At 69.3% G+C, this 12,310-nt stretch carries 12 protein-coding genes; 4 read left to right on the top strand and 8 right to left on the bottom strand.

The genetic code is table 11. From position 1 onward, the window contains the following. Positions 1-23: 23 nt before the first annotated feature. The 3 genes from ACGFIO_RS38620 to ACGFIO_RS38610 all read right to left on the bottom strand — a co-directional run bounded on the left by ACGFIO_RS38620 (position 24) and on the right by ACGFIO_RS38610 (position 2,399). Complete coding sequence (locus tag ACGFIO_RS38620; RefSeq protein WP_392834775.1) at positions 24-1,223, bottom strand: glycosyltransferase; 1,200 nt, start codon at positions 1,221-1,223, stop codon at positions 24-26. 100 nt (positions 1,224-1,323) lie between these two features. Continuing rightward, a complete protein-coding gene (locus tag ACGFIO_RS38615) occupies positions 1,324-2,199 on the bottom strand; it encodes a helix-turn-helix domain-containing protein (RefSeq protein WP_392834772.1) in 876 nt (291 codons plus the stop codon). Positions 2,200-2,219: 20 nt separating this feature from the next. After that, positions 2,220-2,399 carry a hypothetical protein gene (locus ACGFIO_RS38610; protein WP_392834769.1) on the bottom strand — a complete coding sequence of 60 codons (180 nt, stop codon included), beginning with the start codon at positions 2,397-2,399 and terminating at the stop codon, positions 2,220-2,222. 317 nt (positions 2,400-2,716) lie between these two features. On the opposite strand from ACGFIO_RS38610, the gene ACGFIO_RS38605 reads away from it, so the two are divergent. Beyond that, the gene (locus ACGFIO_RS38605) at positions 2,717-3,139 is read left to right on the top strand and encodes a hypothetical protein (RefSeq protein ID WP_392834768.1); all 423 of its coding nucleotides are present in this window, start codon (positions 2,717-2,719) and stop codon (positions 3,137-3,139) included. Here ACGFIO_RS38605 and ACGFIO_RS38600 read toward each other — a convergent pair. Continuing rightward, positions 3,108-4,727, bottom strand: a complete 1,620-nt coding sequence (locus tag ACGFIO_RS38600) for a phytoene desaturase family protein (protein ID WP_392834765.1) — start codon at positions 4,725-4,727, stop codon at positions 3,108-3,110. The two genes, ACGFIO_RS38605 and ACGFIO_RS38600, sit on opposite strands and share 32 nt — an antisense overlap. Before the next feature lie 39 nt (positions 4,728-4,766). Between ACGFIO_RS38600 and ACGFIO_RS38595 the strand changes: the two genes are divergently transcribed. Both ACGFIO_RS38595 and ACGFIO_RS38590 read left to right on the top strand, forming a co-directional pair. Further along, positions 4,767-5,231: an SRPBCC family protein gene (locus ACGFIO_RS38595; protein ID WP_392834764.1), complete on the top strand. Its 465-nt coding sequence runs from the start codon at positions 4,767-4,769 to the stop codon at positions 5,229-5,231. Between the two features lie 64 nt (positions 5,232-5,295). Next, positions 5,296-5,529: a hypothetical protein gene (locus ACGFIO_RS38590; RefSeq protein WP_392834762.1), complete on the top strand. Its 234-nt coding sequence runs from the start codon at positions 5,296-5,298 to the stop codon at positions 5,527-5,529. A gap of 68 nt (positions 5,530-5,597) precedes the next feature. On the opposite strand, the gene ACGFIO_RS38585 is transcribed toward ACGFIO_RS38590, so the two are convergent. The 3 genes from ACGFIO_RS38585 to ACGFIO_RS38575 form a co-directional block, all read right to left on the bottom strand. Continuing rightward, a complete protein-coding gene (locus ACGFIO_RS38585) occupies positions 5,598-6,626 on the bottom strand; it encodes a S8 family serine peptidase (RefSeq protein ID WP_392834759.1) in 1,029 nt (342 codons plus the stop codon). Positions 6,627-6,748: 122 nt separating this feature from the next. Continuing rightward, the gene (locus tag ACGFIO_RS38580; protein WP_392834758.1) at positions 6,749-7,942 is read right to left on the bottom strand and encodes a hypothetical protein; all 1,194 of its coding nucleotides are present in this window, start codon (positions 7,940-7,942) and stop codon (positions 6,749-6,751) included. Beyond that, on the bottom strand, positions 7,942-8,343 hold the full coding sequence (locus tag ACGFIO_RS38575) for a hypothetical protein (RefSeq protein ID WP_392834756.1): 402 nt from the start codon (positions 8,341-8,343) through the stop codon (positions 7,942-7,944). The genes ACGFIO_RS38580 and ACGFIO_RS38575 overlap by 1 nt, the downstream gene beginning before the upstream one ends. 337 nt (positions 8,344-8,680) lie before the next feature. Between ACGFIO_RS38575 and asnB the strand changes: the two genes are divergently transcribed. Next, positions 8,681-10,519: an asparagine synthase (glutamine-hydrolyzing) gene (gene asnB, locus ACGFIO_RS38570; protein WP_392834753.1), complete on the top strand. Its 1,839-nt coding sequence runs from the start codon at positions 8,681-8,683 to the stop codon at positions 10,517-10,519. Here the strand turns inward: asnB and ACGFIO_RS38565 are convergent. Continuing rightward, positions 10,506-12,140 (bottom strand): RecQ family ATP-dependent DNA helicase, encoded by a 1,635-nt coding sequence (locus ACGFIO_RS38565; RefSeq protein WP_392834904.1) that lies wholly within the window; start codon positions 12,138-12,140, stop codon positions 10,506-10,508. The genes asnB and ACGFIO_RS38565 overlap by 14 nt on opposite strands. Between the last annotated feature and the right edge of the window lie 170 nt (positions 12,141-12,310).

The following is a 12,310-nucleotide window of genomic DNA, read 5'->3' as shown; positions in this document are numbered from 1 at the left end:
GGGCGTATCAACCAGATGGTGGATCAGGCCTGGGCGACGGCTTCTTCCTCGATCGGCTTGCCCCGGCCGGTCACTGTGGCGTAGACCGACCCGACCTGGGCGGCGACCCGCTTCCACGAGTACGCCTGCCGGGCCCGGTCGAGCGCGGCCGTGGCGTACGCGAACCGGCGTACCTTGTCGTTGATCAGTCGCCGCAAGGCGCCACCGAGCGCGCGCGGATCGCGGGCCGGGACCAGATCGCCGGTCAGGCCGTCCACGACGGTCTCGGTCAGGCCACCCACGGCGGTGCCGACGACGGGTACGCCGCACGCCATCGCTTCCAGCGGCGACAGCTCGAAGTGCTCCTGCCAGGGCGCGGCGACCAGCAGATCGGCCGACCGGTACCAGGCCGGCATGTCCTTGGCCGGCACGCCGCCGATCAGCCGGACCCGGTCGGCCACCTGGTATCGCTCGGCCAGCGCCCGCAGCGACTCGGCGCCCGGGTCGCCGGCCAGCTGCTCCGGCGGCGGTCCGCCGACCACGACACATTCGGCGCCCGGCACGTACCGCATCGCCTGGATCACGTCGCCCAAGCCTTTGTGCTCGACCAGCCGCCCGACCGACAGGATCCGCGGCCGCGCCGGGTCACGGTCGGCGGCCGGCCCGTCCGGGGTGAACCGTTCGCTGTCGACGCCGGCCGGCACGATGGTCAGCCGGGCCCGTGGCACACCGATCCGGACCAGGCCCTGCACTTCGTCCTGGCTCTGCGCGACGACCCGGTCGACGGCCCGGCCCAGCGCCCGCTCGTAACCCGACCGGGACGCGCCCGAGTCGGGCTTGGCGGTGATGTCGGCGAGCTCGTGGAACGACTGCACCACCGGAATGCCCAGGTGCCGGGCGGCGGTGACGGCGGCGAGCCCGCTGGTCCAGAAGTGCGCGTGAACGACGTCGGGCCGCCAGCCGTCGGTCCAGGTTTCGCGCAGCCACCGGGCGAAGTCACCCATGTGCTCCAGGAGGAGGTCCGGAGGGAGGGGTTCGGCCGGTCCGGCGGTCACATGCACGACGCGTACGCCGGACGCCATCGTCACCACGTCGTCGAGCCCGGCACGGTCCCGCCGCGTGTAGACCCGCACCTCATGCTCGGAGCCGGCGAGTGCGGCGGACAGGTCGGCCACATGCCGCAGCTGAGCGCCGCCACCGTCAGTGAGCGGGCTGAATTGCTCCGAGATCATCGCGATGCGCAACAGGGCCCTCCTCCAGCGATTACGCGGTGCAGATGCCCGGAGCCCAAATCCGTAAACATGAGGCCCGTCGCGCCGCGCCTTTCCGCAGCGTATCCCCTGATCACGGGGCGGATGACCGGTACCGTCCCGCGTAGTCCTCCAGGATCGGCCCCAGGTCATCGGTGGCGGCCATCCAAAGCTCCTCGAACTCTTTGACGTAGTGGCGGATGGTTTCGCGGTCCTGATAGATCATCGAATCGTCGAGGTGGTCGATCAGTAGCCACTTCTCATCGATCAACTCGAACCCGTGGAGCGGTGGCCGTGGCAGCTGTCGCGCGAACGGCAGGATCTTGATGGTGAACCGGCCGCCGCCCGCGATCTCGCGCACCAGTTCGATCTGCCGGAGCATCTCGCGGTCGTCGACGACCCGATTGGCCAGCGCTGCCTCCGAGAGCAGGATCTGGACGGTGGTCGGCCGGTCCAGCATCGTTTCCCGGCGGCGTAGCCGGGCGGCCACTCCGGCGATCAGCTCCGACTCGGGCGGCGTCTTCCCCCGCTTGGTCAACGCCTGCTGGGACGGCGCCATCATCGCCTTGGCGTAGACATCGGTCTGCAGCAGCCCGACGACGATGGTGGGGCTCAGCACTCGGATGATCTTGCTGCGGCGCTCGAAGTCCCCGGTCGTGATCTGCCGACCGGCCAGCCCCCCGCGCCCCGGTCGTTGGTACACGTGACGCTCACGTTCGCTGTCCGCGTCGTCGACCAGTTGCTCGACCACGGTCGCCGGTGCGTTCAGTTCCTCGGCGATCCGTCGCACGTCCGCCGGGTTGGGCAGGACGTGTCCGGTTTCTATGCGAGAGACCTTGGACTGGGTCATGCCGACCCGGTCGGCGAGGTCCTGGCCGGTCACTCCCGCACGCCGGCGCAGGCCGGCGAGCCGTGCACCGACCGGCGCGGGTTCGGCTGTGTTGGGCGAGCCCGGCCCGATCGCTCTCACGGACTCGCCCCCTTTGCCTGCTAGTCGATGCTGCTTACCGCTGTCCGAAGGAGGTCGAGTGGAATCTCGACGAGCTTCTCGCCCTCGGGTACGGAGATCCCGGCGACTTCGGGCTCCACGACATAGCCCTGAACGATGATGGTGCCGCGGTCTGTGTTGTAAATGGTGGGGCAGGTGTTGCTGGCGCAGGAGACCGCCACGGTTCCCACGATCTTGGGGCCCGGACCGCCAGTGGCCCTATTTGTCGGATTCTCTCGGATCACTCCGGGATTATCTAGGGCGTCCCCTGGCTATGCAAGCTCATTCCGCTCCAATGACTCTCTTCATGAGGATTCATTCACCATATTGGGAACCGCTGTCACGCGCCAGATCTTCTTCACGTTCGATTGATCCCCGCATATGAGCTGCGCAGGGGAGGTTGTTGCGCATGGTGAATATGCATTGATATGCAGCACACCTTTCGGTGATATTCGATCCTCGAGCACTGATCGCCCTGCCTGAGCGGAGGTTCCTCGAGATGAACGAGTTCACCGTGCTGTGCGCTGTGGTTGCCCTGGTCGGCCTGTTCGTGACCATGGAGATCGTGTCGGCGGTGCTGCCGCTGGTTCTGGTCATCACGTTGGTACCGCCGGGGGACCGGGCCGGGTTGGCCCAGGTGATCGCGGCCGCGGACAGTTCCCGCAAGCTGCGTCTGTGGTCCGCTCTCCGGGTGGCGGTGGCAGCCCGGGGCCGGACGCGTTCAGGTGGGGCGGACACCGCCACCCCACGACCCGGCTTCGCTCCCGGGCGTCACTCGGAAGGTCACGCTTGGAATGGCCGCGCTTTCGAGGCCAGCGCGTGGGACGACCAGACGGTGGGCGGACACGCTCCGCACGGCCGTACGGGGGACGTCACGATCGGCGCCGGCGTCAGCGGTAGATGGCCCGGTTGGCGGCGCTGATCGCCGCGCGGTAGGCGCTGCCGGTCAGGCCGTTGTCGCGGGCCAGGGCGGCCCGGGCGGCGTTCGCGCCCGGTGCGCCGTGCACGCCGCCGCCGGGGTGGGCCGACGAACTGGCCAGGAACAAGCGGTCGACCGGTGTGTCGGGGCGGCCCAGGCCGGGGATCGGGCGGAAGAACAGCTGCTGGTACGCGGCCGCCGTGCCGCCGCCGAGGGCGCCGCCGACCAGGGACGGGTTCTGGTGTTGCAGGTCGGCGGGGCCGAACACGTTGCGGCCGACGACCTTGGACCGGAAGCCGGGGGCCTGCGACTCGATCACCGACTCCATGCGGGTCACGTGCTCGGCGATCTGGTCGGGATGCCAGGACTGGCGGAACGGCAGGTGGGTGTACGCCCACAGCGACTCGGTGCCGGCCGGTGAATGCGAGGGCTCGGCCGTGGTCATCTGGCCCAGCAGCATGAACGGATCGTCGGGGATCTCGTCGGCGGCCAGCGCGGCGGCATAGTGGGTGAGGCCGTTCATGTCGGCGGCCAGGTGCACCACGCCGGATGTCGTGGCGGCCGGATTGGACCAGGGCACCCGGCCGTCGACCGCCCAGTCGACCTTGACCGTGGCGCCGTCCCACCGGAAGTGCTCAAGGTCCTGCACGGCGCGTGCGGGCAGGTGGGTCGCGCCGACCAGGTCGAGGAACAGGGCGGGTGCGGGTACGTCGGCGAGCACTGCCCGCCGCGCCCGATGGTTGGTGCCGTCCTCCGTGCGTACCCCCATCGCCTTGCCTTGTGCGATCAGCACCTTGGTCACGGGGGCGTGGTAGACGATCCGCCCGCCCCGCGCCCGCAGCCGGCTGACCAGGGCGTCGGTGATCCGCTGGGCGCCGCCCTCGGGGACCGGCCAGCCGCTCTCCTGGGCGAGCATCGCCAGCAGCCAGCCCAGCAGCCCGCCGCCGGCCTCGTCGACCGACAGGTCGGTGTGCAGCGTGCAGCCGGCTAGCGCCATCCGGGCCCCTTCGCCTTGGAAGAGTTCCGCCCCCAGCTTGCGCGCCGGCAGCATCAGGCGCCGGGCCAGCCGCAGCCCGCGGCTCAGCCCGACCTGCCCGGCCAGTGCCGCCCCGTGCCGCACCGGGGGGAAAGGCCCGAGGAGGGTGCCGACCAGGTGGTGGGAGAGCTCACTCCATTCCGTGTACGCGGCCCGCCAGCGTTCGCCGTCCCCCGCGGCGAACGTCTCCATGGACGCCATCGTCCGGGTCACGTCGCGGGAGACGGTGGCGGCCCGGCCGTCGGGCAGCAGATGGGTCAGCGCGTCCGGGGCGGTCACCCAGCGCAGGCCATGTTCGTGCAGGTCGAGGCCTTTCAGCACCGGTGAGGCGTACCCGAGGGGGTAGAAGGAACTGAAGAGGTCGCTGAGGTAGCCCGGCGCGGTCACGTGACCGGACCGCACCGCCCCGCCCGGCTGCCCGGTGGCCTCGACGACCAGCACGTCCCAGCCGGCGTCGGCGAGCAGGTTGGCGGCGACCAGGCCGTTGTGGCCGGCTCCGATGACTATCGCGTCCGTTGTCACACCCCGGACCGTACCCGCGGTTGTTTGGGACATTCCCGCTCGGGCAGTGGAAGAGGAGAAGGAGGGATTCACATGAGCACGGTTACCGAGTACATCGATGTCGACGTCCCGGTGCGGGCGGCCTACAACCAGTGGACGCAGTTCGAGGAGTTCCCCCAGTTCATGAGTGGTGTGACGGAGATCCGCCAGCTCGACCCGACGACGACCCGTTGGAAGACGGATGTCGACGGCGTCAAGCGCGAGTTCGACGCCAAGATCACCGAGCAGCTTCCGGACGAGCGCGTGGCCTGGTCCGCCACCGAGGGCACGAAGCAGGCCGGCGTCGTCACGTTCCACCGTCTCGAGGACACCCGCACCCGGGTGACCGTCCAGATGGACTTCGAGCCGGAGGGCGTGGTCGAGCAGGCCGGCGACAAGCTCGGCTTCCTGGACCGCCAGGTCAAGGGCGACCTGAAGAGGTTCAAGGAGTTCATCGAGCAGCGCGGCGGCGTGGAGAGCGGTGCGTGGCGCGGCCAGGTCGACCGCCCCGGCGCCTGACGGTTGTTTTCACTTGGGGGGCCGCCGGTGTGTTCCGGCGGCCTTTCCCGGGTATCCGGGCTTCATGACCGACCAACCAGACGGCGTGTGGCGCGACGAAGACAAGCTGAGCGTGGAGTCGTTGTCCGAGGCGATGGCCACCTGGGACACCGACGGCCAGAACGACCCGACCGACAACGACGCGGGCGAGGAGCAGGCCTTCGGCCACGACGCCCACCCTCACGACACGGAGTCGAACGCCACCGACCCCGACCGCGAGTACCGTCCCAGCACCACCGGCCGCAGCGGCCCCCACTGACATTCCAGGGGCCGACCCGGCCTACCAACACGTCGCCGCCCACCACCCGGGCGGCGACGTAGTCATCTCTAGGTCCGCCGTCTCCGCATCATCAGCACCACAACCACAATCCCGACGATCAGCACGACCAGCCCCGCCCCCACCCCGAGCACGACCGGCACAACCTTCCGCAGCGGCAACGCCCGCGGCAGATCGTCGTCCCCTTCCGGCCCCGCCGCCCCGGCATCCCCCGCGGAACCGGTCGGCGCAGCCGTGGCAGCGGCCGCATCAGCCGGCGCCAGCGGCACATCAGCGGTCAGCGCCTTCATCAGATTGAGCCGACCATAGCCGTAGCTGTCGTCCCGCCCCTTGGGCCCGGCATCCGTCGCGGTCGCGGTAAGCCGATGAACAACATCCGCCGCCGACAGATCCGGGTACTTGGCCCGGATCAACGCCGCCGCCCCACTCACGATCGCGGTCGCGTCACTCGTCCCGGTGCCCAGGTTGTATCCGCTGGCGGCCCGGTTGCTGGTCGAGAGGATGTCGACGCCGGGAGCGACGATGTCGACACCCTCGTTGGCGACGGAGACGTCCGCGATCTTGCCCTTGCGGTCGATCGCCCCGACGCTGAGCACCTCGTGGTAGAGAGCGGGGAAGGCTCCGTCGCCGAGTTGGTTCTTGTTTCCGGCGCCGGCAACGAGGACGACATCAGCAGCCCGGGCCCGTCGAACGGCGTCCTGCAGTTCAGGGCTCGACGGCATGGTGAAAGACATGTTGATCACCTTGGCGCCGTGCTTCACCGCGAAGTCGAGGCCTTTCACCGCGTCGCTCGAGTCGGTGAGGCCGTTGAGCGTGATGCTGACCGGAAGAAGCTCGGCCGAAGGCGCGATGCCCAGGACACCGCTGCCGCCGTCGTGCCCTCGGCCGGCGATGACCCCCGCCATCTGGGTGCCGTGGCCGTCGTAGTCGGAGCGACCGTCGCCTCCCGATGTTCCGGTGTCGAGTCCCGGAAGAACGGCCTGCTTGAGGTCGCGATGCTTCACGTTGACGCCGGTGTCGATCAGACCGACTGTGATTCCCTGGCCAGTGCTGATCTTGTGAGCGTCGACGATGTCCAATGCCGCGAGGTGCCACTGATCATCGCGAACAGCGTCCGCCGACGCGGAGGAAGCCGGGGCCGCGGCCAGATAAAGCCCGATCGCGGTCGCGGCCAGGATGTGGGCCGGCCAAAGCGGACGGATCACGGGCGACGACCGATGACGCCCGGACCCGGGTCGTGCCGGGCCACGCTGTTGTCCGGGGTGATGATCGGCGCAACACCCTTGTCGACGCCCCAGAGCTGGTCCGCCTCGCCGCCCGGCAGCAGTTCTTCTTCGGAATCGCCGCTCGCGCTCCGGCCGTTCTGTCCCGGCATCAGTTGACCGGGGGTGCCACGGCCCCCGGGCTGGCCTCCGATGACCGCACCCGAAGGCATGCCCTGCCGCATCGGAACGGGCCCGCGGCCGACGCCGGCACCGGCTCGACCGGTCGGCCCCATGAGCGGCATGCCGGCCCCGGCGCCGAGTCCCGGCATCATGCCGAGCGCTCCCGAGCCGAGCGGCATCCCCGTCGAGCCGCCACCCAGTGTCGCCGGGGTCGCCAGCCCGGGGGCACCGATCGTGTTGGGCGGCAGGCCGGTGCTCCCAGGAGTGATGACGCCGGCCAAGTCGACACCGCTGTTTGAAGGAGGCAGCGTCCCGGGCGGCGTCACCGTTCCGACGGAACTGGGAACATCGCCGGGCCTGCCCTCGATGTAGGGAGGATCGTTCGGCACGGTCACCGGGATCGGGTGGGCCTGCAGGGCAGCGCCGCTCGATCCCATCCCGCTGCCGGAGCCCGATCCGGAGCCGTTGTCGGAGCCCTCGTCGGTGTCCGGGTTCCAGTCGCGTTCGTCGTCGACCGAGCCGCCCATCGTGAAGATCTGGGGCGTCTGGATCTGATGGAGATGTTCGCCGATCGTCTTCTCGGCCTCAGCCATCGCCTGCTGGGCCTTTTCGTCGTACTCGTCCTCGGCGTGATCGACGAATCTCGGGACGATGTCGTCCGCGACCGCCGCACGTTGTTCGAGGAGCGGACGGATGGTGGTCTGGGCCTTGGCGATCGCCTCGATCACGCCATGCAGGCCGACCCGGGTCGTCTCGGCGCGGATGAGGGTGTCGTCCATGGACGAGGCCAGCTTGTCGAGGTACTGGAAGAAGACGGTGGCGGACTCGTTGGTGCCGGGTGGCCAGGCCGCGGCCAGTTCCTCGCGGGATTTCAGTAGACGGCGGTGCTGGTCGCGCACCGACTGGGCAAGGTTCTGCCAGTCGAGGACGCGGTCGGCGCCGGTGCAGGAATTCTCGTGCTGGATCATGTTCCAGAGGGCCGGCAGGTTGTAATTGCCCCAGTTCGACATCACACCGCCCCCGGTCCGGACGAGTTCGCCCCAGCGATGATCTCGTTGGCCTTGGCGATGGCGTCGTTCATCATCGCCGAGACGCGGCCGGCCGCTTCCGCCGAGGTCTGATCGGATGCCTTGAATTCGCGCGCGATGCCTTCGGCGACGCCAGCGAAAAGCTCGGCCGCTTCCTGGTAAGCGCGCAGGTTGGCCTCGGTGTTCGCCACCGCGACGGCATAGCGCCCCTTCGCCTGCTGGACGATCAGGCTGCCCTCGATCTGTGCCCCGAACGGCACGCCGTGAGCGTGCAGTCTCGTGCCGCGATTGGCGGCCTGGCTGAAACCGGTGACCGCTTCCGAGCGCATTCCCTTGGCGAAATCGCCCACCTGTCCGGTGTCGATCTCCACGCCGTCTGCCATGCCGCTGCCTCCCCGTGTTGCTACCTCGGCGCTCACCAGCATATCGACCCTCGCCGACATTTCTGTGCCCGTCCCCAGGCCCGCGAAGAACGAACCCATAACGGATCGCGAGGTCTCGGATGCCAGTACGCGCGGCCGGGGCGCGGCGGTTCGCCCCAGGCGTGTCTCATGACCCGGCCACGCCTCGCACTTGCCGGGTCACCTAGCACGCCCTAGCAGTGGCTCGTTTCGGGGGCAAGGGATCTGGGGTTTATTGGCTGTAAAGTCACGCTTGGTTGCCTGGTCCGCACTCGAGGCATAAAACGGGGATATTCGTCCGGATTCGAGGAGGACTGTCGTGTGTGGAATCGTCGGCTGGATCAGCTTCGAGCGGGATCTGCGGCGGGAGGGCGCCGTGCTGCGGGCCATGACCGCGACCATGACTCTGCGCGGGCCGGATGCCGAAGGGGTCTGGCTCGACGAGCACGTGGGGCTGGGGCATCGGCGCCTGGCGGTGATCGACCTCGAGACCGGCGCTCAGCCGATGTCAGTCGAGCACGACGGGCGGACGCTGGTCACCGTCACCTACAGCGGAGAGATCTACAACTACCGCGAGCTGCGCGACGAACTGCGCGGGCTCGGCCACGACTTCCGCACGACCAGTGACACCGAGGTGTTGCTCCACGCGTACCTGGAATGGGGTGAGGGGTTCGCGGAGCGGCTGAACGGCATGTACGCCTTCGGGCTGTGGGATGCCCGGGAGCAGTCCCTTCTCCTGGTGCGCGACCGGATGGGGATCAAGCCGCTGTACTACCGGGCGATGACCGACGGCGTGGTGTTCGCCTCCGAGCCCAAGGGGGTGCTGGCGCATCCGCAGGTGCCGGCCGTGGTGGACAGCGACGGGCTGCGCGAGCTGTTGTCGTTCGTCAAGACGCCGGGCACCGCCGTCTTCCGCGATCTGCGTGAGGTGCGGCCGGGCGAGATCGTGCGGGTGGATCGTGCGGGGCTGCGTACGCACCACTACTGGCGCCTCAGCGCAAGGGAGCACACCGACGATCTGGGTACGACCGTCCGCACCGTCCGCGAGCTGTTGGACGACATCGTCGAGCGGCAGCTGATCGCCGACGTCCCACTGTGTGTGCTGCTGTCGGGTGGGCTCGACTCGTCCGCGATCACCGCGCTGGCCCAGAAGGCGTTGCGTGCGGGCAGCGGCGGGCCGGTGCGCTCGTTCGCCGTCGACTTTCCCGGGCAGACCGAGAAGTTCCAGGCCGACGCCATGCGGGACACCCCGGACGCGCCGTTCGTGCACGACGTGGCCGAGCACGTCCTGTCCGAGCACACCGACATCATGCTCGACCCGGCGGCGCTGATGGATCCGCTCTACCGCTCGGGTGTGCTCGACGCGGCCGATGTGCCGGTGTTCGGCGGTGACATCTTCACGTCGCTCTACCTTCTGTTCCGCGCCGTGCGGGAACGCTCGACGGTGGCGTTGTCGGGCGAGTCGGCCGACGAGGTGTTCGGTGGCTACCGCTGGTTCCACGTGCCGGAGATCGTCAACGCCGACACCTTCCCGTGGCTGGCGGCGGTCCGGTTGATGGGCGGGAACCGGGAGAACGAGGGGATCCTGGCGCCCGACCTGATGAAGCAGCTCGACCTGCCGGGCTACCAGGACGCGGCCTACCGGTCGGCGTTGACCGAGGTCGAGCATCTCGACGGGGTTTCCGGCCAGGAGCGGCGGATGCGAGAGGTGTGCTATCTGCACCTCACCCGTTTCGTGCAGATCCTGCTCGACCGCAAGGACCGGATGAGCATGGCCCATGGGCTGGAGGTCCGGGTGCCGTTCTGCGATCACCGGCTGGTCGAGTACGTGTACAACACCCCGTGGTCGATGAAGACCTTCGACGGGTACGAGAAGAGCCTGCTCCGGGCGGCCACCGCCGACGTGTTGCCGCGTTCGGTGGTCGAGCGGCGCAAGAGCCCGTACCCGTCGACCCAGGATCCGGCGTACGACCAGACCCTGCGCGAGCGCGTGCAGACGATGCTCGCCGACCGGGACGCGCCACTGCGTCCGCTGCTCAACGAGAAGGCGGTCCGGGCTCCGGGCGACGACATGTTCGGCGGCCGGATGCGGATGGAGCTGGCCCTGAATCTGAACGAGTGGCTGACCCGTCACCCGGTCAGCCTCAGGCTGGGGTGAGCAGTTCGTTCTCGGTGACCACGCCGACCGAGAGGGTCTTGTAGCCGACGGAGTCGAAGAGGACTGTCATGCGGTCCTCTTCGTACCCCATCACCATGCCCTCGCCCCACTCCTGGTGCCGCACCTTGGCGTGTACCGCGAAGGGGTGATCTTCGGAGGACGGAGGAGATGGCGCGGGCCCGGTCAGGCAGTTGTCGCAGTGGCCGCACGGCTTCTTGAGGTTCTCGCCGAAGTAGGCGAGCAGGAATTGGGTACGGCAGGACTGCGCCTCGGCGAAGCCGCGCATCATGTCGGTGCGGGACCGCTCGATCGTCTGCTGCCGCTCGTACTCGTCCAGGGCGGCCCGCGCGGCCGCGGCCGGCAGCGGTGCGAATACCGGGACCGTCCACTTGTTGCGGTCGCCGGCGGTCGCCGCGCCGACCTGTTCCAGCAGGCCGAGCAGCGACCCGAGCTTGCGTGGTCCCAGGCCGGTCTTCTCCTTGAGCGCGGTCTTGCTTCGCGCCCCGTCGCGCAGCGCGGCCGCCAGTTCGCGCACCTCGACCAGGTCGGGCTTGCCGCCGGTGAAGAACCGCTGGATGCCCTCGTCCTCGGCCCGCCACAGCAGCAACGCCCGGGAGTCCAGGCCGTCCCGGCCGGCCCGCCCGATCTCCTGGAAGTAGGCGTCCGGTGACCCGGGCAGCGCCACGTGTGCGACCCACCGGATGTTCGGTTTGTCGATGCCCATCCCGAACGCCGACGTGGCCACCATGATGTCCACTTTGTCGTTGGAGAAGGCGGTGTGCCGGGTCGTCCGCTCCGAGGCGGACAGGCCGCCGTGGTAGTAGGTCGCGTTGTACCCGGCCGACTCCAGCGACGACGCGAGCTCTTCCGCGGCCCGTCGCGTGGCGACGTAGATGATGCCGGGCGGGGGAGCGGAGTCGAGCAGGGCGTGCAGCTTGCGGGTGCGGTACGACTCGTCCGGGCAGTACGCCACCTCGAGGAAGAGGTTGCGCCGGTCGAGCCCGGAGACGTGTACCTCGGGCCTGCGCAGTTGCAGCCGGTCGATGATGTCGTCGCGGACCGGCGGCGAGGCGGTGGCCGTGAGGGCCAGCACCGGCGGCCGCCCGATCCCCTTGATCAGGTGGCCGATGGACAGGTAGTCGGGCCGGAAGTCGTGGCCCCAGGCCGAGATGCAGTGCGCCTCGTCCACCGCGACCAGGCCGGGTTTGAGGGCGCGGACCTCGGACATCCGGTCCGGGTCGCTCAGCTGCTCGGGTGTGATGAAGAGGAACTCGGCCCGGCCGTCGCGGATCTCCGCGATCGCCTCGCGCTGCTGCGCCGGCGTCTCGGCCGAGCTCACCCGGACCGCGCGGGTCTCGGGGTGTCCGAGTGCGTTGAGCGCGAGGATCTGGTCCTGTTGCAGGGCCAGCAGCGGCGAGATCACCACTGTCGGCCCGGGCAGCAGGACGGCCGGGATCTGGTAGATCGCCGACTTGCCGGCGCCGGTCGGGAGCACCACCAGGGCGTCCTTGCGGCGCAGCACGGCGCGCATCGGCTTGAACTGGCCCGGGCGCAGCGACGGCCAGCCGAAGAACTTGCGGGCGGCGCGGCGCAGGCGGGGTCCATAGACGGGAAGCTTCATCATGGCGCGTGCCGGATACCCCCGCGGGGGGTCACTTGAACATCCGCCGGATCGCCCAGAACAGGATCAGCACGGCGAGCGCGATGCCGAGCAGCTTGACCGCGTGCACCTGGGACCAGTCGACCCCGGAGGCGGCAAGTGGAGTAACCACGTGAACACTCTAAGACCTG

It is taken from the genome of Actinoplanes sp. NPDC049265, assembly GCF_043197135.1.
Taxonomy (GTDB): domain Bacteria; phylum Actinomycetota; class Actinomycetes; order Mycobacteriales; family Micromonosporaceae; genus Actinoplanes.
This window is presented reverse-complemented; position numbering and strand designations above follow the sequence as displayed.